Source organism: Neobacillus novalis NBRC 102450 (genome assembly GCF_001591805.1).
Taxonomy (GTDB): Bacteria; Bacillota; Bacilli; order Bacillales; family Cytobacillaceae; genus Neobacillus; species Neobacillus novalis.
In genome coordinates this window covers 18,677-40,126 of the sequence record NZ_BCVP01000011.1, presented here as the reverse complement: position 1 = coordinate 40,126, position 21,450 = coordinate 18,677, and the positions used below count along the sequence as shown (strand labels likewise).

Annotated in this window: 28 protein-coding genes and 1 riboswitch; of the genes, 17 read left to right on the top strand and 11 right to left on the bottom strand. The window is 37.6% G+C overall.

The window, feature by feature from the left end:
* Positions 1-269 precede the first annotated feature (269 nt).
* On the top strand, positions 270-2,594 hold the full coding sequence (gene helD / locus BANVL01_RS09945) for an RNA polymerase recycling motor HelD (RefSeq protein WP_066088583.1): 2,325 nt from the start codon (positions 270-272) through the stop codon (positions 2,592-2,594).
* A 65-nt stretch (positions 2,595-2,659) separates the two neighbouring features.
* On the opposite strand, the gene BANVL01_RS09940 is transcribed toward helD, so the two are convergent.
* Both BANVL01_RS09940 and BANVL01_RS09935 read right to left on the bottom strand, forming a co-directional pair.
* Positions 2,660-2,794, bottom strand: coding sequence for a BA3454 family stress response protein (locus BANVL01_RS09940; protein ID WP_034724229.1), 135 nt, complete (start codon positions 2,792-2,794; stop codon positions 2,660-2,662).
* A 122-nt stretch (positions 2,795-2,916) separates the two neighbouring features.
* Positions 2,917-3,147: a hypothetical protein gene (locus BANVL01_RS09935; RefSeq protein WP_066088580.1), complete on the bottom strand. Its 231-nt coding sequence runs from the start codon at positions 3,145-3,147 to the stop codon at positions 2,917-2,919.
* A gap of 269 nt (positions 3,148-3,416) precedes the next feature.
* Here BANVL01_RS09935 and asnS point away from each other — a divergent pair, with 269 nt between their 5' ends.
* Complete coding sequence (asnS, locus tag BANVL01_RS09930; RefSeq protein ID WP_066088578.1) at positions 3,417-4,808, top strand: asparagine--tRNA ligase; 1,392 nt, start codon at positions 3,417-3,419, stop codon at positions 4,806-4,808.
* A gap of 65 nt (positions 4,809-4,873) precedes the next feature.
* On the opposite strand, the gene BANVL01_RS27745 is transcribed toward asnS, so the two are convergent.
* A complete protein-coding gene (locus tag BANVL01_RS27745) occupies positions 4,874-5,047 on the bottom strand; it encodes a hypothetical protein (protein ID WP_024028940.1) in 174 nt (57 codons plus the stop codon).
* A 152-nt stretch (positions 5,048-5,199) separates the two neighbouring features.
* Between BANVL01_RS27745 and BANVL01_RS09925 the strand changes: the two genes are divergently transcribed.
* The 4 genes from BANVL01_RS09925 (at position 5,200) to BANVL01_RS09910 (ending at position 6,635) form a co-directional block, all read left to right on the top strand.
* Complete coding sequence (locus BANVL01_RS09925) at positions 5,200-5,418, top strand: helix-turn-helix domain-containing protein (protein ID WP_066088576.1); 219 nt, start codon at positions 5,200-5,202, stop codon at positions 5,416-5,418.
* A 188-nt stretch (positions 5,419-5,606) separates the two neighbouring features.
* Positions 5,607-5,978, top strand: coding sequence for a DUF2089 domain-containing protein (locus BANVL01_RS09920; RefSeq protein ID WP_066088574.1), 372 nt, complete (start codon positions 5,607-5,609; stop codon positions 5,976-5,978).
* Positions 5,979-6,362, top strand: coding sequence for an SHOCT-like domain-containing protein (locus BANVL01_RS09915; RefSeq protein WP_066088572.1), 384 nt, complete (start codon positions 5,979-5,981; stop codon positions 6,360-6,362).
* Between the two features lie 9 nt (positions 6,363-6,371).
* Positions 6,372-6,635, top strand: coding sequence for a hypothetical protein (locus tag BANVL01_RS09910; RefSeq protein ID WP_235845527.1), 264 nt, complete (start codon positions 6,372-6,374; stop codon positions 6,633-6,635).
* Between the two features lie 87 nt (positions 6,636-6,722).
* Here BANVL01_RS09910 and BANVL01_RS09905 read toward each other — a convergent pair whose 3' ends face one another.
* Positions 6,723-8,204 carry an amino acid permease gene (locus tag BANVL01_RS09905; RefSeq protein WP_066088567.1) on the bottom strand — a complete coding sequence of 494 codons (1,482 nt, stop codon included), beginning with the start codon at positions 8,202-8,204 and terminating at the stop codon, positions 6,723-6,725.
* Between the two features lie 106 nt (positions 8,205-8,310).
* Positions 8,311-8,502: riboswitch (Lysine riboswitch) on the bottom strand.
* A gap of 180 nt (positions 8,503-8,682) precedes the next feature.
* On the opposite strand from BANVL01_RS09905, the gene BANVL01_RS09900 reads away from it, so the two are divergent.
* The 3 genes from BANVL01_RS09900 (at position 8,683) to BANVL01_RS09890 (ending at position 11,977) form a co-directional block, all read left to right on the top strand.
* The gene (locus tag BANVL01_RS09900) at positions 8,683-9,498 is read left to right on the top strand and encodes a YitT family protein (protein ID WP_066088564.1); all 816 of its coding nucleotides are present in this window, start codon (positions 8,683-8,685) and stop codon (positions 9,496-9,498) included.
* Positions 9,499-9,679: 181 nt separating this feature from the next.
* Complete coding sequence (locus BANVL01_RS09895) at positions 9,680-10,909, top strand: MFS transporter (RefSeq protein ID WP_066088562.1); 1,230 nt, start codon at positions 9,680-9,682, stop codon at positions 10,907-10,909.
* Between the two features lie 81 nt (positions 10,910-10,990).
* Positions 10,991-11,977 (top strand): DMT family transporter, encoded by a 987-nt coding sequence (locus tag BANVL01_RS09890; RefSeq protein WP_066088559.1) that lies wholly within the window; start codon positions 10,991-10,993, stop codon positions 11,975-11,977.
* Positions 11,978-12,021: 44 nt separating this feature from the next.
* On the opposite strand, the gene BANVL01_RS09885 is transcribed toward BANVL01_RS09890, so the two are convergent.
* The 3 genes from BANVL01_RS09885 to BANVL01_RS09875 form a co-directional block, all read right to left on the bottom strand.
* A complete protein-coding gene (locus BANVL01_RS09885) occupies positions 12,022-12,882 on the bottom strand; it encodes a DUF421 domain-containing protein (RefSeq protein ID WP_066088556.1) in 861 nt (286 codons plus the stop codon).
* 20 nt (positions 12,883-12,902) lie between these two features.
* On the bottom strand, positions 12,903-13,109 hold the full coding sequence (locus BANVL01_RS09880) for a DUF1657 domain-containing protein (RefSeq protein WP_066088553.1): 207 nt from the start codon (positions 13,107-13,109) through the stop codon (positions 12,903-12,905).
* Positions 13,110-13,196: 87 nt separating this feature from the next.
* On the bottom strand, positions 13,197-13,400 hold the full coding sequence (locus BANVL01_RS09875) for a DUF1657 domain-containing protein (RefSeq protein ID WP_066088550.1): 204 nt from the start codon (positions 13,398-13,400) through the stop codon (positions 13,197-13,199).
* Positions 13,401-13,640: 240 nt separating this feature from the next.
* Between BANVL01_RS09875 and BANVL01_RS09870 the strand changes: the two genes are divergently transcribed.
* From BANVL01_RS09870 to BANVL01_RS09860, 3 genes are all read left to right on the top strand, one after another.
* Positions 13,641-14,246 (top strand): SRPBCC family protein, encoded by a 606-nt coding sequence (locus BANVL01_RS09870; RefSeq protein WP_066088547.1) that lies wholly within the window; start codon positions 13,641-13,643, stop codon positions 14,244-14,246.
* 153 nt (positions 14,247-14,399) lie between these two features.
* Positions 14,400-14,558 (top strand): hypothetical protein, encoded by a 159-nt coding sequence (locus tag BANVL01_RS27735; protein ID WP_169803162.1) that lies wholly within the window; start codon positions 14,400-14,402, stop codon positions 14,556-14,558.
* Positions 14,559-14,683: 125 nt separating this feature from the next.
* On the top strand, positions 14,684-15,601 hold the full coding sequence (locus BANVL01_RS09860; protein ID WP_066088541.1) for a YitT family protein: 918 nt from the start codon (positions 14,684-14,686) through the stop codon (positions 15,599-15,601).
* A 217-nt stretch (positions 15,602-15,818) separates the two neighbouring features.
* On the opposite strand, the gene BANVL01_RS09855 is transcribed toward BANVL01_RS09860, so the two are convergent.
* The 3 genes from BANVL01_RS09855 to BANVL01_RS09845 form a co-directional block, all read right to left on the bottom strand.
* Positions 15,819-16,070 (bottom strand): sigma-G-dependent sporulation-specific acid-soluble spore protein CsgA, encoded by a 252-nt coding sequence (locus tag BANVL01_RS09855; RefSeq protein WP_066088537.1) that lies wholly within the window; start codon positions 16,068-16,070, stop codon positions 15,819-15,821.
* Between the two features lie 145 nt (positions 16,071-16,215).
* On the bottom strand, positions 16,216-16,452 hold the full coding sequence (locus BANVL01_RS09850) for a hypothetical protein (RefSeq protein WP_066088535.1): 237 nt from the start codon (positions 16,450-16,452) through the stop codon (positions 16,216-16,218).
* 161 nt (positions 16,453-16,613) lie between these two features.
* Positions 16,614-17,327 carry a class I SAM-dependent methyltransferase gene (locus BANVL01_RS09845; protein WP_066088533.1) on the bottom strand — a complete coding sequence of 238 codons (714 nt, stop codon included), beginning with the start codon at positions 17,325-17,327 and terminating at the stop codon, positions 16,614-16,616.
* A gap of 171 nt (positions 17,328-17,498) precedes the next feature.
* On the opposite strand from BANVL01_RS09845, the gene BANVL01_RS09840 reads away from it, so the two are divergent.
* From BANVL01_RS09840 to BANVL01_RS09830, 3 genes are all read left to right on the top strand, one after another.
* On the top strand, positions 17,499-18,305 hold the full coding sequence (locus BANVL01_RS09840; protein WP_235845531.1) for a metallophosphoesterase: 807 nt from the start codon (positions 17,499-17,501) through the stop codon (positions 18,303-18,305).
* A gap of 117 nt (positions 18,306-18,422) precedes the next feature.
* The gene (locus BANVL01_RS09835; protein ID WP_066088529.1) at positions 18,423-18,995 is read left to right on the top strand and encodes a YkoP family protein; all 573 of its coding nucleotides are present in this window, start codon (positions 18,423-18,425) and stop codon (positions 18,993-18,995) included.
* A 107-nt stretch (positions 18,996-19,102) separates the two neighbouring features.
* A complete protein-coding gene (locus BANVL01_RS09830; RefSeq protein ID WP_066088525.1) occupies positions 19,103-19,378 on the top strand; it encodes a hypothetical protein in 276 nt (91 codons plus the stop codon).
* A gap of 32 nt (positions 19,379-19,410) precedes the next feature.
* Here the strand turns inward: BANVL01_RS09830 and BANVL01_RS09825 are convergent, their stop codons facing one another.
* Positions 19,411-20,292, bottom strand: a complete 882-nt coding sequence (locus BANVL01_RS09825) for a VanW family protein (RefSeq protein WP_066088521.1) — start codon at positions 20,290-20,292, stop codon at positions 19,411-19,413.
* A gap of 194 nt (positions 20,293-20,486) precedes the next feature.
* On the opposite strand from BANVL01_RS09825, the gene BANVL01_RS09820 reads away from it, so the two are divergent.
* Entirely contained in the window at positions 20,487-20,684 is a 198-nt protein-coding gene (locus BANVL01_RS09820; RefSeq protein WP_066088518.1) for a hypothetical protein, read from the top strand.
* 111 nt (positions 20,685-20,795) lie between these two features.
* Positions 20,796-21,362, top strand: a complete 567-nt coding sequence (locus BANVL01_RS09815; RefSeq protein WP_066088515.1) for a TetR/AcrR family transcriptional regulator — start codon at positions 20,796-20,798, stop codon at positions 21,360-21,362.
* The last annotated feature ends 88 nt before the right edge of the window (positions 21,363-21,450 follow it).

The window sequence follows — 21,450 nt, the reverse complement described above, 5'->3', positions numbered from 1 at the left end:
TAAAAAAATATATTAGGGAATAGATAAAGCGGGTGTGTGTAAGAGAAAAAGAAGGGAAGAGTGTATTCGGAAATTTTTCAAAAAAAAAAAACGCCTATATGGCGTTTTTTTACTCGGATATTATTGAAAATAAAATAGGAGCATGATAAAATAAAATTTGGCACAAAATGTTATTATGTTCATTTGCATAATTGCTCTATAATAACATTAACACATCTATTTGTGGTTGTCAACCTATTGGATCAAAATTTTAGCTGGAGAGTGGTTTCATGAGCGATGTTCAAAGCAGAGACTGGCAATTGGAACAGCAACGAGTCAATTTAGTTGTTAATGAAATTGATAAAAAGGTAAGTAAATTAACACAAAATGCCGGCAAAGTCAGCTCAGACGTTCTCGAGATTCGGAAAACCTTTTGGGAAGATGTTACCGTCAATATGGATGACCCAGATGACGCAATAGAGACGGCGGCAAGTATTAAGCAACAAGCTGAATTCCTTTCAGAGCGTGAACGGACGCATAAACAATTAGATCACCATCTCAAAACCCTTGCTAGGCTAAAATATTCCCCCTACTTCGGCCGTATTGATTTTTGGGAAGAGGGGGAAAAGTCGGCAGACCAAGTTTATTTAGGGATTGCTTCGTTCATGGATGAACAGGATGAGAACTTCTTAATCTATGACTGGCGAGCCCCGATTTCGAGCCTGTATTATGACTATTCTCCGGGTCCCGCCAAGTATAAAACCTTAGACGGAAATATCGAAGGTGAAATGGAATTAAAACGGCAATTTATTATAAGGGGTTCGGAAATTAAGGGGATGTTTGATACAGGGGTAACGATTGGTGATGAAATGCTTCAAGAAGTACTTGGAAATAACGCCAGTACCCAAATGAAAAGTATCGTTGCCACGATTCAACGTGAGCAAAACCAAATTATCCGGAATGAGCGGAGTAAATTGCTCATTGTTCAAGGTGTGGCCGGAAGCGGTAAGACCTCAGCTGCATTGCAGCGAGTTGCCTATTTGCTTTATCGCTATCGCGATACGCTAAAGTCGGAAAATATTATGCTATTTTCTCCAAACCCAATGTTTAATAGCTATGTTGCGACAGTGCTGCCCGAGCTTGGAGAAGAGAATATGCAGCAAGCCACGTTCATGGAGTATTTAAATCATCGATTAGATCGTGATTTTGTTGCCCAGGATTCATTCAGCCAAATGGAGTACCTACTTAATGGGAAAGAAGACGAATTATATACAACTAGGGTTGCAGGAATTCGCTATAAGGCAAGTCTTGATTTTAAAAAGTTGATTGATCAATATGCCTCGTCTCTGTCAAAACATGGATTATTGTTTAAGGATTTATCGTTTAGAGGGGATGTTTTATTCTCGAAAAATGAAATCCATGATTATTTTTATTCTTTAGATGAAAGCTTTTCTATTTCTAATCGGATGGAGCTGGTTAAGGAGTGGCTTTTAAAGGAATTGAAGCGAGTTGTAAGAAGGGAACGGTCGCAAAGCTGGGTGGAGGAAGAAATTCAGTTTCTTGAAAAAGAGGATTATCTTGAAGCATTCAAGAAAATGCAGGAAAAAAACCGCTTTTCAGATAATACATTTGATGATTTTGAGCAAGAACAAAAGCTCCTAGCCCAAATGGTGTTGAAAGAAAAATTCAGGCCATTATTTAACAGGGTAAAGAGGTTGAAGTTTATCGACAAGTCAGGTATTTATAGTCATTTATTTGAGCAAGATTGGCGAAGCGTTGAAGGACTGCCACCGGAATGGGGTAATATTTGCAATGAAACAGTGAAGCGATTAAACAAGCTGGAAATTCCTTATGAAGATGCAACTCCTTACGTATACCTTCAAGATTTAATTGAAGGCCGGAAATCGAACACTGCCATCCGCCATATATTTATTGATGAAGCCCAGGATTATTCTCCGTTCCAGTTTGCCTTTATTCAATTGCTTTTTCCTTATAGCAAAATGACGATGCTCGGTGATTTTAATCAAGCGATTTTTTCAGGTGCGACGGGATCTGCGACCGTTTTAACGGATTTGGATTTGAGAGGTGAGGAAGTTGAAACGTTTGTTTTGACAAAGACCTACCGTTCAACAAGGGAAATAGTTGAGTTCACAAGCGGTTTGATTGATGGAGGGGGAAAGATCGAACCATTTAACCGAAAAGGAAGGAAGCCTGTTATTGAACGAACAACAAGGACAAGGATCAACCATTTGATTTTAGAAAAAATGAAGGAATATCTAAATGAGGGCCATCGCACTATTGCTGTTATTTGTAGGACTGCTGCAGAAAGTAAACTAGTTTTTGAAGCACTTAAAAGTGAAGTTCCCGTTTATTTAATTGAAAAAGGAACGGTTTCTTATGAAAAAGGAATTCTGGTTATCCCATCCTATCTGGCAAAAGGGATTGAATTTGATGCGGTCATTCTTTACGATTGTTCGGAGTATAAGCGTGAAAGTGAACGGAAGTTATTTTATACTGTCTGTACTCGTGCCATGCATGAATTGTATATGTACGCAACAGGTGAAATTAGTCCGTTATTAAATCTCGTATCGATGGATGCGTATGAGTTAAAATAAATACTTACAGAATAAACAGAAAACAGCGGCATATGCCGCTGTTTTATTTAACCAATGGTAAACTGTTATTTTTTCCATTGTTTTTGAACTTGTTCATATGCAAGACGAAGGATTTCTTCATCTGATGTGTCCTGATTCGTAATGACATTTGTTAAATAGTTTCTTCCTTCAAACGTTATTGTAACTTCTACTTGTACCATATTAAATCACCTTTCTTAACAAATTAAATATTATTTGTTTGTCAAAAATTTCATAACAATCTATTGTATTAATCAAACTTATAAAATATGCTGATTGAAAAAAAACCTCCATAAAGGAAGCTTTAAACCTCGATGACCATAAATTCCTCGGCAAACAATTGCACCTTGTTTTTGTCTATTTTGTTCTTTTTTAGTAAGGATTCTGCAACGACCAGATGGGCTTGAATCGAAACATTTCTTTTTAATTCACGAATGGATACATCGCCATTCAATAATTGAATGGCTTTATCTTGGATGTCTTGATTCTTAGAAGACTTGTAAAGGAGATACGCAATACAGGTAACTTTGTCCACGACAAACACTCCCTATTAATCAAGAATCGAACTTCTAATTACAAATTCGCCACAATAGTTGATATTCCTGCCAATTTTCTGAAAAAAATTGAAAAAATCTGACAATAGCTATACCTGAAAATTTGTTGAATATTGCTTATTTGTTGTGCATTTTATATAATATTGTAGGGATAAAAGAAAAACGATGAGAGATCCATGGAAATTTACCTTTCGTCCCAATGGGGTGGGAGGTATTTTACTTTTTTACATATGATTTAGGAGGATAACTAATGAAACAGGCCTTAATTAAGGATTTGTACAGAAATACCGACAGCTTTATTGAACAAAAAGTACAGTTAACTGGATGGATTCGTACCATTCGCGATTCCAAAACCTTTGGATTCATTGAATTAAATGATGGCAGCTTTTTTAAAGGTGTCCAGATTGTGTTTGATGAGCAATTGGAGAACTTTAAGGATATTGCCAAGCTTCCTATTAGTTCATCGATAATGGTTGAGGGAGAGTTTATTTATACTCCTCAAGCAAAGCAGCCTTTTGAAATCAAAGCAACTAATATTGTCGTTGAAGGAACTTCAAATGTTGATTATCCTTTACAAAAGAAAAAGCATTCATTTGAATATTTACGAACAATTGCGCATTTAAGACCGAGAACGAATACTTTCTCAGCCGTATTCCGCGTGAGATCACTTGCATCGTATGCGATTCATAAATTTTTCCAAGATAAAGGTTATGTTTATGTGCATTCACCAATCATTACAGGCAGTGATACAGAAGGTGCGGGGGAAATGTTCCGTGTAACCACTCTTGATTTGGATAATCCCCCAAAGAGTGATGAAGGTAAAACGGATATAACAAAGGACTTCTTTAATAAAGAAACCAATCTGACCGTTAGCGGGCAGCTTTCTGCAGAATCCTTTGCGTTAGCTTTCCGGAATGTCTATACATTTGGACCCACTTTTAGGGCAGAGAATTCAAATACAGCGCGACATGCAGCAGAGTTTTGGATGATTGAGCCAGAGCTAGCCTTTGCTGAGCTTCCTGATACCATGGATTTAGCTGAAGAAATGGTGAAATACGTAATTGGCTATGTTCTAGAACAAGCTCCTGAGGAAATGAATTTCTTTAACAGCTTTATTGAAAAGGGGTTATTAGACCGTCTTAATAATGCCTATACGGCAAACTTTGGCCGTGTGACATATACGGAGGCCATCAAGTTGTTAGTCGAATCAGGAGAAACGTTTGCCTACCCTGTGGAATGGGGAGTGGATCTGCAAACAGAGCATGAACGTTATTTATGCGAACATGTCTTTAAACGCCCAGTATTTGTCACCGATTATCCAAAAGAAATTAAAGCCTTCTATATGAGGTTAAACGAAGATAACAAAACAGTGGCTGCTATGGATTTACTTGTGCCTGGAATCGGAGAATTAATTGGCGGCAGCCAGCGTGAAGAACGTGAAGAAATTTTAGCTGGAAAAATTAAAGACCTTGGCATGAACGAGGAAGATTATTGGTGGTACCTTGAACTCCGAAAATACGGCGGTACAAAACATTCGGGCTATGGGATTGGTTTTGAGCGCTTAATTATGTATTTAACAGGTATGTCAAACATCAGAGACGTTATCCCATTCCCAAGAACACCTGGAAATGCAGAATTTTAAATCAAACAGGAAGAAGACCAATTCAGCGAATTGGTCTTCTTTCTGGTGCTGCTGCAAACTTCATATTAAAGATCTTGTAATTCTTCCTCGAAATAAAAGGTTTCCGGGTGCTCTTTAACGGTATAAGAATATCTCTTCATATTTTTTACATATTGCCATTTCAGAATTGTGACAGCCTCTCCCGTTTCAATAATATTAACAGTCTGGCCGGATTTGTATCGATTATTTGCGTTTTTCAAATTTAACACCCCTTTTATATTCCCTTCTTAGTATAACACAAATGAATGAACTACTATGTATTCATCTGATACTAGAAAAATGGTAAGGATAAAGGCATTCATTTTGAATTATTACCTAACTATGGTATGCTTTATTAAAGTGAGGTGTCGTTTTGACAAATTTTAAAGCAAAAAAGAGTAACCTCAAAGAATTATTAGCAAAAAGAGGAATGGACCTGGATAGTTTGGAATTAAATACAAATATACCCAGGGATCAGCTCAATGACTACTTGTCAAAGAGAGTTATGAATTTAAATAATGCGATGACAATCTCCAAAGAATTAAATTGCCGAATTGAAGATTTATATGTTTGGACGGCAGAAGAAGCATAAACTTGAAAAAGCAGACTCGAATCATGAGTCTGCTTTTTTTTAGCGAAAAAATATCGGAATCACTAAAATTAATTGCATGATAAATAAAATTAAGTTTTTGTATTAATTTTATAATATATTTTAATGTTTATATTTAAATATTTGGGTAAATGATGTATTATATGGTTAAAGAAGGAAAGGAGAAATAAATGTCATATCCGGTTATTACAAATTGCCCTGTGTGCAGTAAGCAATTAAAAATTATGAAGCTACAATGTACCCATTGCCAAACGACAGTGGAAAATGAATTTCAGTTTTCAAAATTAGCAGCACTAAGTCAGGAGCAACTCCATTTTATCGAGATTTTCCTAAAATGCCGTGGAAATATTAAAGAAGTTGAAAAAGAATTAGGTATTTCGTATCCAACTGTTCGAGGGAAATTGGATGATATTATTTCTTCTCTTGGTGTTGCATTAAGTAAGAAGACGGAAGTCGATAAGCGGAAAGTTGTTTCTATGCTAGAAAAAGGTGAAATTACTGCTGAAGAGGCCATTCATTTATTAAAAGAGGGGGAAGCGTAAATGAAGGAAGAAATTTCAAGGGTGTTAACAATGGTGGAAGAAGGGAAGCTGGATAAGGAAAAAGCAACTGAGCTGATTAATGTTTTGCAGGGGAAGGATCAGCCCGTCAAACTACAAAAAGAAATCCCCTACGGTAACAAAATATTAAAAATCCGAGTCGCCTCAGAGAAAGGTGACAATGTAAACGTAAATCTGCCAATTAATTTGGTCAAGGCAGTACTTAAAGTGGGAACGAATATCGCTGAAAAAATTCCCGAAGCAGCAAAATACGTAAAGGATATTAACGTAGATCTCTTAATTGAAGCCATCGAAAATGAATTAGACGGACAAATTGTCGATATCACCTCGGCAAATGGTGATAAAGTGTTCGTAGTGATTGAGTAACTGATGCTTATGGTGCGAGTGAAGGTAAAAGATAAAAGGTTTACTGTACCTGTTCCCTACCCAGTTCTAAATTTAGTAAGTACTGTTATCACTTCAAAAAGATTTAATCGTTTTGTAAATCAGGCAATAGAAAAAGAGGGGAGGAAGTTCAAAGTCCCCCAAATAGAAAGGAATGACCTAAATCTGCTGCTTAAGGCATTCGTGGAGCATAAAGGGTTAACGTTAGTTGAAACAAAATTAAACGATGGTACAGAAGTGACGGTCAAGTTGTGAAGCATTATCCGAAATTTAGGGATAGTGCCTTTTTTTTCTTAATTTTATAAAAAAAACACGCAATTTCGCGTGCTTTTTCAAAAATAGTTAATTTGTTAAATCACAATTCTCTAATGGAATAACCTTGGTCTTTTTCGTGAACTTATAACCTAGCCATAATATTACGAATAGAGGCAGGCCAATATAGGATACCAGCACACCGTTCCAGTCGATATGGCCGCCAATGAAGGCTGAATAGTTTTGCCCTAAAACCACAAATCCACAGACAGAAAAGGCGAATATCGGACCAAAAGGGAAGAACTTGGATTTATATGGTAACAAACTAAGATCCTTACCCTGTGCGGCAAACGCTTTTCGGAAACGATAATGACAAACCGCGATTCCAAGCCACGCAATAAAGCCGGACATACCTGAAGCGTTTAACAGCCAATTGTATACTTTCCCATCTCCGAAAAGGGAAGCAAGGAAGGCTAGGGTACCCACTAAAGATGTAGCGATTAGAGCATTAACCGGAACACCATTCTTGTTTAATTTACCCAGGAATCTTGGAGCTTTACCTTGTCGGGCCAAATCCCATAGCATCCTTGTCGAGGCATACATCCCGGAATTGCCTGCAGATAATACCGCAGTTAAGATAATGGCATTCATGACAGAAGCGGCGAAGGCGATTCCAGCTTTTTGAAAAACAAGTGTAAACGGGCTGACCCTGACACTCTCAACGGCCAAATTACCATTTGTATAAGGAATGATAAGCCCAATAACTAGAATGGCCAATATATAGAATAAAAGGATCCGCCAAAAAACTTGTTTGACGGCACGTGGAATAGCTTTTGCCGGATTGTCAGTTTCACCCGCTGCAATACCAAGAAGCTCTGTTCCTTGAAAGGAGAAGCCTGCGGCCATGAAGATTCCAAGCATGGCCATAAAGCCCCCGTGGAATGGGGCATCGCCGATTGTGAAATTTTTAAGGCCGATAACGTGATCGCCCATAATACCAAAAATCATCAACGTACCAATAATAATAAAGATAACAACCGTAACGACTTTAATCAGAGAGAACCAATATTCAGCTTCCCCAAACCCTTTCACAGAAAGATAATTTAAAAGAAACATAATAGCTAAGAACACGGCGCTCCATACAATTGAGGGCGTATGGGGAAACCAGAATTTCATAATCATCGTCACTGCGGCTAATTCAGCGGCAATCGTAATCGCCCAGTTAAACCAGTAATTCCACCCGAGAGCAAAACCAAGAGAAGGATCAACAAACTTAGAGGCATATGTGCTAAAGCTTCCGGCTACAGGCATATAGGCACCCATTTCTGCTAAACTTGTCATTAAGAAGTAAACCATGATACCAATGATAAAGTACGATAGCAGGGCACCGCCCGGACCAGCTTGATGGATAGCACCGCCACTTGCAAGGAAAAGGCCTGTACCGATTGTTCCGCCCAGTGAAATCATTGTAAGGTGGCGCGATTTTAAACTGCGTTTTAATTCAGATGGTTCCTTTTTTGCTGATATTTCACTAGTATATTCATTATCTTTTAATACTCGTGCTGATTGCATTGTCATGACTCCTTTTATACTTATTTTGTGGACGAGAAGGAGTTTGGAATAAAAAATGCCATCGAAGTAGAATCGATGGCATTGTTAATACCCCGCATCATACCTTCCGAAAGATAGCTCAACACGCTGGGCTGGTAAAGCCTCACGTGACAGTTCTGTTCCTATTTGGAGACAGCCCCAGCATGCTTTTCTAGAGATGAAAAACACACTTCGGCAGCTTTTCCTTTCAAACGGAGTCAGAGATGTCTCTTCCATCTCGTCCGCTTTACTGATAAAAACCGCGACCTCTACCTCATCGGTTTGATGAGGATTTTTTTTATGAAGTTTATTATATTACTAAAGTATAATTAATCTTTTATTATTGTCAATATCAACAGACAATTAATTACTATTGTGAAAAAACTATCAATTTACATTGGATGAGAGAATCGGTATGATTTTAAACTATATTAGTTCAGGTATGGGAGGAAACATAAAAATGCGGTTTCTGGGAATAATTACAGGTTCTCTTATTATTGTGATCGCCTTTAACCTATTCTTAATTCCTCACGAGGTGTTAAGCAGCGGCTTGAGCGGAATATCAATGGTTTTGGGGATGATTTCCCCTCTAAATACAGGCTTGGCCAATTTGATATTGAACCTTCCTTTATTGATTATCGGTTATAAAATGCTTGGAAAAAAATTCATCATGAATTCTATCTTCTCGGTAGCAATCATTTCCTTGGGACTTTATTTAGTACCAGTATTTCCAATCGCGAAAGACTCGATTCTTTCCTCGATATTTGGCGGCGCTTTAACAGGTCTGGGGGTAGGAATTGTCTTCCGTTCTTCGGGGTCAACAGGAGGATTCGATGTTATTGGTATGATTGTTGCGAGGAAAAAGGACTTTCCCATCGGTGTGCTGTTATCAGGGATGAATGCAGTTGTCATTGTTATAAGTGGATTTTTGTTTGATTGGGATTCCGCGCTAAATACGTTAGTATCCATCTTTGTCACCGGAAAAGTAGTGGATGCCATTTATACGGATCATGCAAAATTAACGATAATGATCATTACAGAAAAAGGTCAAGAAATGAGAGCCCATTTACTGACCAATTTGTATCGGGGCTTGACGATTCTAGACGGAGTCGGCGGCTATTCAAATGATAAACGAAATGTTTTGGTTACAGTCATTTCGAGGTATGAATTGAATGAGGTAAAAAACCTAATTACGGAAGTAGATCCAGCCGCATTCGTCAACATTACTGAAACCATTGAAGTGATGGGACTGTTTCACAGACCGAGCCCGCAATAAAAAAAGCTTGCACATCTAATTTATGTGCAAGTTTTTTATTGCAAATTAAGATTATTGTTTCCCGATTTATCCGAAGATTTGCTATAATAGAGAGAGAATTAGGCGTTATGAACGGGAGGCAATCCGATGTAAAATCCTTTACTTTTATCCATATCAATTGAATAAAAAGTGAGGGTGTTTTATGTCAAATATTGTCGGAAAACAGACTTCTTTCCGGTTTCTTTGGTTTGGGCAAATGTTTGCCAACTTGGGAGATATCTTATTTATAGTCTGTTTAATTAAGTTGATTTTTGATGCGACCGGTTCTGTTACCTATATGTCACTTGTTCCGTTTTTTAATACGATTTCCGCTTTGATAAGCGGTTTATTGGCACCATTGGTGATTAATAAATACAGACTCAAGTCAATCCTGTTTTATTCACAAAGTGGTAAGACCATTTTGCTGCTTTTATTGACTATAAGTGCTGCCACGATTAAAACGGGAGGCTTATTTTGGGTCTATTTGTTCATATGTCTTATTTCTTTTTTAGATGGCTGGGCTTCACCTGCCCGAAATGCACTTGTACCAAGTCTGGTGGAAGAGGGTAAACTCGTGAAAACGAATAGTTTACTGTCAATATCCGATCAGATTGTCCAACTGATTGCCTGGCCAATCGGCAGTATTCTGTTAGTATCCATGGGAGCAGGTAATATTCTTTGGTTAACCTTTAGCTTATATTTCATTTCAACGGCTTTAATGGGGGGAATTGAACAAACTGTACACATCCAAGCTCAAGAAAACCAAACGCGTTTGGAAGCCTTGAAAGAGGGCTGGGGAATCATTTGGAAATCTAAACAGCTTCGGACTGTCAGCTATATGAATATTCTTGAAACCTTTGCAAACGGGGTATGGATTGCAGCCATTTTGTTTGTTTATGTTTCCGAAGCATTAAATAAAGGGGAGGACTGGTGGGGGTTTATTAATGGCTCTTTTTTTGCCGGAATGCTTTTTGCCGGGCTGCTAATTTATCGTTTTTCCCACTTAATAGAAAGGAATTTAGGAAAAACAATTCTTTGGTCCACCTTTAGTTTAATTGCCATCACCTTTATGTTTGGCATGACATCGATTCCTTGGTTTGCTCTTTTCGTCTCCTTTTTGTTTGGTCTGCCGCAAATGGCCCGTGATGTTGCCGAGACAACAATTATTCAAAAAAGCGCCAGGGAACAGCTGCTTGCCAAAGTCTATTCTGCCCGGGGAACTCTTGTTTTTGCTGCATTTGGGATTTCTTCGCTCGTGATGGGCTGGATTACTGATGAATTTGGAGTACGAACGACATTTAAGGTTGCAGCTGCCCTGTTCATTTGCTCCTTTTTTATTGCTCTAAGGGGCAGTAGGTATCTTTTTGGTGAGTCCAATATGGAAAGAAATTAATTTTTAGCGGGAAACTACTTGATGGTTTCCCTTTTTTCATAGAAAATAACACTATATTCATAGTAAGAAGGGGATTGTTTAATGCGGCCGATAATATTAGGCATCTTTGCTGCTTTCTTTTTTGCCTTTACGTTTATTTTAAACAGATCGATGGATTTAGCAGGCGGCAGCTGGATATGGAGCGCATCTCTACGCTATTTCTTTATGGTACCCTTTCTGCTTATTATCGTAATCGCAAGAAAAAACTTTACACCATTGCTTAAAGAAATGAAAAGCCGTCCTTTTACATGGCTGTTATGGAGTTCGATTGGCTTTGGCTTGTTCTATGCACCGATTTGTTTTTCTGCGTCCTATGCACCTGGGTGGTTAATCGCGGCTACATGGCAAATTACGATTATCTCTGGATCATTGCTTGCGCCGCTCTTTTACGAACAGGTTATGACTGAAAAGGGTCCGATTCAAATGAAAGGAAAAATTCCTTTTAAAGGAATGGCGATGTCATCCATCATTTTGCTGGGGATCATCTTAATGCAGCTGCAGCAGGCCAATCATTTATCCATTGCGGCAATTTCTTTGGGTGTGCTTCCTGTTATCCTAGCCTCCTTTGCTTACCCGCTTGGAAATCGTAAAATGATGGATGTGTGCGGGGGGCGCCTTGATGTTTTCCAACGTGTATTAGGAATGACGCTGGCGAGCATGCCTTTTTGGCTGGTTCTATCCGTGTATGGTTTACGAACTGCTGGACCACCCAGCATCGGACAAACGATACAATCCAGCTTGGTTGCCATTTCGTCTGGTGTCATCGCAACGATTCTATTCTTTCATGCCACAGATCTTGTGAGAGGGGATATGCAAAAATTAGCTGCCGTTGAAGCTACTCAATCGATGGAGGTTTTATTCGCAGTTATCGGCGAATTGTTACTTTTGAATTCCTTATTCCCAAATGGGTTATCATGGAGCGGGATGGTATTAGTTATGCTTGGTATGGTGCTGCACAGCTATTTATCAAACAAAAGCAGTACTGCTTCTATTTCATTAACCACAACCGATAATACAATAAACTCTTAAAAAACGTAAATCCTTATCAGCCTAAGTTGATAAGGATTTTTACATCATCCATTAAGAAAAGGGGCCAGTTTTTCAATTGTCTCCTCAAAAATCGCTGCATTTTTTTTATACATTGCTTTTGATTGGTCACAATCCGTTGAAAGGGAAAATATTTCTAGATCGGCTTGTGTTTTTTTAAGTGTCGCAAGTAAGAGGGGACGCTGTGCTGCCTGTGGCACTTTGATTTTATCATCATAAAGGTCAACGGTTAATTCACCGTATGAATCCACTTGGCCAAAAAAGACATTATCTAGCGTTACTCCCTGTTTTTCTAATTCTGTATAAAGCCAGCCTCTGCCTTTTCCAGAACATCTTAATGGTTCATCCATAATATTTCCGTCCATAATGACGGTTTGCGGTTCCTTTTCTTTCGCCATTTTCATTTGTAAATCTTTTGGTGTAAGTGGACGGTTTTCTTTTTTTAATAACGCGCTTAAATTTCCTCTTGGTTCCAAAACGGCAAATTCAACGTCTGCGACTCGAAAAATATCCTTTGCCCGAAGGAGGGCAGAGAGTTCATCAATGGTATACTTTTCTTTTTTTAGATTATTCTCTAATATTTTTCCGTCCTTAATAACAACAGTCCCTTTACCTTCAACGAGATCACTGAACTTTTTGCTTTTTATTGATAAAAAATTTACCAAGAAAGTAATAAAGCCAAATACACAAATAGCTAAAGCGCCATGATACATGTTAGACTCAAGGCCGGTAACTACTTCACCGGCGATACTTCCAATTGTAATTCCTGCTACGTACTCAAAGAAAGAAAGCTCTGAGATTTGTTTCTTTCCAAGTATTTTTGTTGTAATAAATAAGAGCAGCAAAAAAATCAACGACCGAGTTATTATAAAGAACCAACCTGGCATTATTTTTCACCTCAGAATTATTATGAACCTTGGTACTGCGGTTCTTGGCGTTCAAGTTCCAAAACACGGTATTGAAGGTCTTTTTTAACATCAGCCATTGTTAAGGCTGTTTCATGGAAAACGGCCTTTGCTTCCTCATCAAGAGAATTTAGTGCGAGGGAGGATAGCTGTGCTTCGATCCCTTTTATGGTCGAAAGGCATTGTTTTACATTTGAAGAAACGGTCACATCGGGGAACTCCTTTCTTATGTGCTGCTTAAGATTTGTTGGAAAATGAAAAATGGGTTGGCAGAATCGCCAACCCATTCTTAGCCATTATTGATTGTATTGTGGTTCTTCAGCCATTATTTCTTGAATACGCGGTTCTAGGCTGTCAAGAACAGATTGAGTTTGCTGTGCTGCCTGTTGATATAGTTGTTTAGCATTTTGGTTATCTGTTGCCAGTGCAAAGCCTTCAAAGCTTGCTTGTGCGCTTTTTAAGCCTGCTAATGCTTGTTTTACTTGAGTTCCTACTGTCATTATAAATTCCTTCTTTCTTTAAAAAATTTCAATACAAAAGTAGTATGCCAAGATAATGAATGGATATGTATTTATGAACCGGTTCTTTTCCTACCAGTTTTTCCAATCTGTAAAACTCCACAAAAATTAGTATTTTTATTATGTAGCATTTTGTCAAAATTCTCGTAAAATAATTTAAATATTGGAAATTATAAGGTAAAATAAAAAGAGTGGGAACTAAAACATAAGGGGAGATTTTTTTTGATAGTATTAAAAAGAAGAGAAGTATCAGAGGATCATCATGTAAAATTAGTAGCCTATACGATTATTTTATACATAAGCAGTTTGTTTGTTCCGTTTGTGGTGGTGGCATCGTTTCAAAGTCTGGTTTACTATTCACGGTCTCATTGGTTTTTTTCGACGCCGTTTTCTGCCTATATAACCTTTATGTGTGGAATGTTATTTATCGCGGTTATTTTTACCGTTTATTTACTATTTAGGGAGCGCTTTGAAGGACGTACTTTTAAATGGCTAATAGCTGTTTTACTGATTGCCACGATACCGGCTTTTGTCCTAAGCCTTACCAATTATTATTACTTGGATGAAGCTGGAATTCATTATAATTCCTTAACAAGCATCAAGGAAAAAGAGTATAAATGGGAAGAAATAATCAAAGTAGATGTTGTCTATCGAAACCACCAAGGGACCACTAGTTTATATCAGTATAAATTTGAGGATAGGGATGGCAGTAAAGTAACCCTTCAGTTCGATGACTACCTGTCGGATCACAAATGGCAAATTGAGGAGAAAATAAAAGAGAACAATATTCCCGTTAAGGACAATTTCAAAAATCCGATTGTGGACTAAATAATAGCCGCCAGCGAATTTGGCCCCTAAGCTGTTAATATTACTAAGAAGTTACTTCAATAAAGAGGTAGCTTCTTTTTATTATTGAAAAAAATTACTCGGTATATTACCCAAAGTTTTTGGGAAAATATTCTCGGAAAGGAGTGTTTAAAATTGCCTAAAAGGAAAGACAGCCAAAATGATCGGCCATCACTTGCTCCGGGTATCGATGACCAGGAAGAATTAGAGCAAAGTGCCTCAGAGAAAGAGATTGACAACGGAGAATATACGAGAGTTATCACACTATCATACGACGAGGTTGACCCAAGTTAATGAAGCAAACCTGCTGCCTGAATTCAGGCAGTTTCTTTTCTTATCGAATATAAAGCATATTATTATAAATCAAAGGCAAAATTCGCTATACTGTAGTTAGAATACCATTCGAAAGGGGCAAGATAATGACAGGAACACAAGAATTAACTTTACTCGAAAAGCAGGAAGCAATTATCGCAAAAATCCAGCATCGAAGATTGACGAAACGAAAGCTTTTTCTACGGATACTTTTAATAACGATTGGTGCCACGCTGATGTCAGTAGGACTCGAAATATTCCTCGTTCCCAATAATGTTATTGATGGCGGGATTACCGGGATTTCTATCATGCTTTCCTATATTACAGGCTGGAAACTAGGAATTTTCCTATTTATTCTTAATATCCCTTTCTTCTTTATTGGTTACAAACAAATCGGAAAAACCTTCGCCTTATCAACCCTATATGGCATTATAGTCCTTTCAATAGGTACTACCCTACTTCACCCGGTTCCAGCCTTTACCCAAGATATCCTGCTTGCAACTGTTTTCGGTGGAATCGTACTCGGGATTGGCGTGGGTATGGTTATTCGCTACGGCGGCTCTTTAGATGGTACTGAGATCCTTGCCATTCTTTTTAATAATAAACTCCCTTTTTCCGTCGGGGAAATCATCATGTTTTTTAATCTCTTTATTCTAGGCTGCGCCGGTTTTGTTTTCACATGGGACAGGGCGATGTATTCGTTGATTGCTTATTTTGTAGCTTACAAAACGATTGATGTTACCATTACAGGACTGGATGAATCCAAATCGGTATGGATCATAAGTGACAACGCCAGACAAATTGGCGATGCGATTATGAATCGACTTGGGCGCGGTGTTACTTACATCAATGGAGAGGGTGCCTATTCTGGTGACGATAAAAAAGTAATTTTTTGTGTCATCAATCGTCTTGAAGAAGCAAAATTGAAGGAAATCGTTACTGAAAATGACGATAGTGCCTTTTTAGCCGTTGCGGATATTGCCGAGGTTCGCGGCGGAAGATTTAAGAAAAAAGATATTCATTAGCAGCTCAATGGGAAGCGGCTTGTCGCATTTAGGCTAAATTAGCAAATAAACAAGATTGGTTCTTGTAATTTCAAGGCATTTTGTGTCACTTAATAGGGAAATGAGCACAGTATATCCATCTTCATTTGTCGTACTGTGCGCTTACCTCGGAAATATTTTTCGCAAAAAATGAAATATGGCTGATAAAGATGGCAGAAATTCTGCCATCTTTCTTAACTTAAAATAACAGTTCATACACCTCATTTAGCTGATAAGCTCTTTTTTCGTCCTGTTCCTCTTTCGCATAGCTAATTTCAGTTGGGAGAATTTTATTTAAAAAATGACTTTCTTTTTGGTTTAAATCACGGACAAAAGCTCCTTCAGAGGCATAATGGCCTTCCAGTAATTTCCGGTATAGTTGTCTGCCTTCTATATGTTCATCGGTATAATTTGATAAAATTTCCCTAAGATAGCCTAATGTTTTATCCATTGTCTTCACCCATCCTTTCAGCATTATTTTCCGACGGAATGTCAATAATATTCACTTAAATAAACAAGTCCATCCTATTAACTGTCGGGAAGGGGAGAGCCGAAGCTTTAAAACAAAAAAAAAGCAAGTATAAAGCTATACTTGCTTACCAAAAGAAGAAAGGAAAACCAATAAATGGGACAAAGAACGGTCTGAAAAACGGTCTACGACCCCAAAAGCCGTAACCGTATCCATCATTCGAGCTTGTGGAATTAACTTCTTCGAGCTCAAGGCCATCTTTTCTTACCTTGACCACCCGTCCCATTACCCATTTTCCTTCATGATTTTGAACCTTGATGACTTTTCCCTCTAAACCACGTGCTTGCTCATAATTTAGATTCATTCCAAATTCCTCCTTTAACGGTACTTGCTATAAAATATGAAAGGAGGTTGTTGGTTGCACAGGCAAATGAACTAGATCTTGTCCTTTTCTTGAAAAGGGGCGGGATGTATTAATTGATAAAGTAAAAAAGCCCCATCAAAAAAATATGGGGCTTTGATCCATTACAATTTTGTACAGAAAATAGTACGATAGCTTAAAATATCATGATACTTGATGACAATATTTCCATGCTGATTAAGAATATCAAAAAGCTCCGGTTCAAAGTTCTTTGAAAAATTAAATTCCTGGGCCGGGTTACCTTGACTCATGGTTTGTGGCTGGCTTTGTAATTCAATATTTTGAAACCCGGTGGTTTCTAAAATTCGCTTCCAATCTTCCTCCAGTAATAAAGAATCTAAGCCATAAAATTTCTTAATTTCTGCTTCTTCAAGCGGACTTAATTTTGTATTTATGGTCATTTCGTTGGCAATTAAGCGGCCGCCACTTTTTAATACTCGGTAAAATTCCCTTAATGCTGTCGGTTTATTAACAAAAGCTAAAACAGACTCAGACAAGATAATGTCGAAAGTCTGATCTTCAAACGGAATATCTTCAATTGAACCTTGGAATAATTGAATTGGAAGCTGTAAGGTTTCAAATCGGGTCTTCGCCTTTTCAAGCATAATTGGATTGAGCTCCAATCCGTATACGTTTGCGTTATACTGCTGGGATAAATAAGCAGTAGTTTGTCCCGTACCGCAGCCTGCATCCAAAATAGCAGTGTTCTTAGTAATATTTTCTCCGGTAAGCATATTTTTGGTTAAAGGAATTCCACCAGGATGGGCTCCGCCAACACCAAACTTGGCTAAGAAATCAATATACGTTAATCCTCCCATAGACTCCACCTACTTATCTTTTTTTTGCATAGTATGATAAGAAGCGGAGAGAGGTTCTTTTTATTACGTTTTAATTTTTATTTACTATAATGATATTATGTAAACTAATCTTCCCATCAACTACCACTATAAAGTATCAGCACATCCTACTATACTCAGTAGTGGGAGGGGATATCTTTGATTTTTCTAATTAGCATCATCATTCTATTCGTTATTTTCTATCGGGCTTATAAAAATACAAAGAAAGTAGCCATTAATACAATTCGAATTTCTCACTCAAAATTAGCGCATCCGGACTTGAATATTCTTCATCTTTCTGATATTCATCTTGAAAATATATCGATTTCACCGGAGGAATTGTATCAATCCGTTTCGAAGGAATCGATTGATTTGATTGCCTTAACGGGTGATTTTCTTGACAGAAAAAAAAGTATTCCGAAATTAATTCCATATTTAAACGTGTTAGGCAGAATAAATCCGAAACTTGGGATTTACGCTGTCTTCGGTAATCATGATTATTACCTTAAAGGTGAAAATTTCGATTGCTTAAAACAAACCTTAGAGGAAAATGGCTGTATCACACTTCAAAATCAGCATGTATCATTAAACATTAATGACGATACACTTAATATTATCGGAATTGATGATAATCATTCAGGCCGAAGCAATATTGAAGAATCTTATCGAAATTTACCAAATGGTTACAATCTTGTTTTGACACATGATCCAAACGTGGTTCTGCAAATGAAGGACTACGCTTTTGATTACCTCTTATCTGGCCATTTTCATGGCGGACAAATCCATTGGCCAAAACCATTTCACTTAATGAAGATGGGGAAACTTGTTCAGATGAACATTATTAAAGGACTGCACTATCACAACGGTAAGCCATTTTATATAAGTGAAGGCCTTGGTCAGACAGGTGTTAATATCCGTATTGGCAGTCGTCCTGAAATTACCTTTCACCAAATTTCTTAAAGCCGGGCTAATTACCGGCTTTTTTTCATGTCCGATACATATCCTTAGATTACCAAACTAAAAACGAAACATCTTTATCATCCTATGGATGTAGACCGTTAAGGGAGTGAGTCTAAGATGATTTTACGGCTAACAATATTATGGATCTGGAAGCTTATAGACCCGCTATTTTATTTATGTTCCCGTTTGCATTATATTAATGATGACCAAAATAACCAATCGGTATTTCGGGTTCGAATTACCAAATACAAAGGAGGGAATTTCACTCTTGCCGATGGTACAAAGATAAACAGAAACGATTGTTTATTAAAAATTCATTTGCATAATATTAGGCTATTACATGAATTTAAAAAAATAAAAAATGATTTAATGAGGGCAAGGCTGATGTATAAGCTAGTTCTAAGTTCTATGCCTTTGCTTGCAAGTTATCTGAAAGACCACCCTGAGGAGTCTAATATTAAAGGGATTATTGGAATTACTACAATAAATAAGGGGATTAGGTCATTAGGCTTTGAAAGTTATCCTCCGAGTAACAGCTGGTATAAATATTTTAAAAAGCTGGGCCAGCTGCCTATTTCCTTAATCTCTAGTTCCTCCATCAAAAACTTTCGTACCAATAGTCTCAATTATTTATTTTTATCCAAAGAAAAACTTTACCACCTATATGGTCAAAATCCTTCCAGTAAGTAACAAAGCAAAAACAGTTTTTAAATCATATTTTCAGCTGTAAATGCACAAATTAAGCAAATGGAAAGGGGTAAAATCCAATTTCCATATTTGTGGAAGGAGTGCTGTTGATGAGGGACATTAGGAGGCAGCCGTTTATTAAATTATTTGCACCGAAACGAAAAGGCAGGGGCGCCATGTGGGCATCTCTCGTAGGGATCGGCCTAGGCGCGGCCGTTTTTGGCGCAGCTAGAGGAAGAGGAAGGCGTAAAGACTTAGCACTTCCTTTACAAAATGCAGTAAAAAACTTTTCCTCAAAGATTAATTTTAATAAGATGGATGATACAGCCTTAACCGAATTTTCAGAAGAGCTTTTAACAAGCGCCTTAAATAAAAATAATCAATAATTAAAAAAGTCCGCATTCTTAGCGGACTTTTGTCAATTTATGGCGGCGGGTACTTTCCGCGGTATGTACTCGATGTTTTCTGCAGAATAGAGCTTAATGATTAATAAATGTCCAAGTGTCCTTGCTTGGATTAACACTGGCTGATTATAACTATTTTTAAATCCAAAGTCTGGTCCATACCAGCTGACAGTGGCATCACGCCCGGGTGGAATATAGGGAACCGACCGACTGTGAGAAAAACGTTCGACAATCTTAAGCCCGGCATTATCAACAGCATTAAAGAGTGTTGAGGAAACTTGGCAAATACCCCCGCCAATGTCCTCAGCATACTCACCTCTGACAATCACTTTAGCCCGCAGGTAGCCCCGTGCACCTGTCCTTTTACCTACTACTTTGTTAAAAGAAAACACCTCTCCAGGAAAGACGACATGATTATTAATCGCTTTTGCTGCTAATTCAATATTGGTAGAGCGGTTTTTATTATGCGAATTAAAAGAAGTAACATAACGGCCAATACGCAAACTGCGGATATTACTGAGTAATTCACTATCTACTTTTGGATAAACGGTAAGCATAGGAATTTCCATCTGGGATTGTTTATGTGAAAAAAAGTAAATATAGAATTGTTCCGTGAACGCCTGGCGATGAATTCGAAGGCCTGTTTGTTCTGCTAAAATATTTCCATTGTTATCTAAGCGGGCATTTTCAGGTTCAACCGCAAATTGTTTATCTAATTTGTCTAAAAATTGATTGTATTTGTTGGAATCAATAATTGGCAAATCAGTATATGGCAAGGAAAAATCTAACCGATTGATGTTTGTCACATTGTTGCCGTCTTTGGTAATGGTTAAACTATCTGGTACATGGATTTGTTGGCCAGCGAGCACTACTGCAAATATCCAAGGTAAAATCATTCCAGCATACACCTCCCTCGTTATAATATTGCTAGAAGTTTGCCATTTCATGTAACCAGGAAGGGAAGAATTTAAATGAGGGCCCTTTTTTTATTTTAATGAAAAATTTGTAGAATTATAGTATATTAACAATTAATAACAATGAAATAGTTAACTGCTAGCAACTAGCTAACAGTAGAATAGGGGTGTCTATCATGAAGGAAACCGAGAGAATTCAATTAAATGTGAGGATCACGAAGGAAACCTCAGCAAAACTTGATGAAATTGTCGTGTACTACCAACAGGGGTTGAAGCTTGGGAGAATCTACAAAGGCGATGTCTTAACGGATATTATCGAAAAATCGCATGAAGTGATGAATAAGCAAAAGAAGTCATTTAAGAGATATCCGTAAGATTTTTTAGAATATTTAGAAATGAATTTGAATATTTACATTTTGGGATGTATAATTGTTGCAATGAGATACCAACCGGTTAGTATAAATATGGATTGTGAGGACATAAAGGTGAAAGAAAAAATAACGGAACAAAGCATCCGCTTATTTGAAAAAAAGGGATTTAGTGAGACATCAATCCAGGATATTGTCGATTCTCTTGGCGTGACAAAGGGGACATTTTACTATTACTTCTCGAGTAAAGAAGAATTATTAATGGATATTCATCTAGGCTACATCAATGAATTGCTTGTTCAGCAGGAACGGATATTTAAAGATGAAAAGAATTCCTGCAAACAAAAATTATTTGAGATTGTTTATATGCTGCTTTCCGACATTAAACCCCGGGGCTCTGCAGCAAAAATATTTTTTAGAGAATTAAAAAATTTGAGCCCTGAGCGCCTCGCCTTAATTGATCTTAAGCGTGACCGTTTTCGGCTGAACGTAGAGGAGTTAATCGAAGCCGGAATGAAGAATGGTGAATTGCGCCCTGATTTAAATGCCGCGATTATTACATTTGGAATTTTGGGGATAACAAATTGGAGTTACCAGTGGTTTAATCCAAACGGAAGCTGTACTGACAGGGAAGTAGCAGAGATCTTCGTCGAAATGATTTTAAGGGGAATTCAAATGGATTGAAAAAAATGTGAGAGCGGGTTTTTCAGTCGAAATACCCTTCTCTTTTTTTAAAATAAAATACCAACCGGTTAGTATAAGAGGAGGGGGC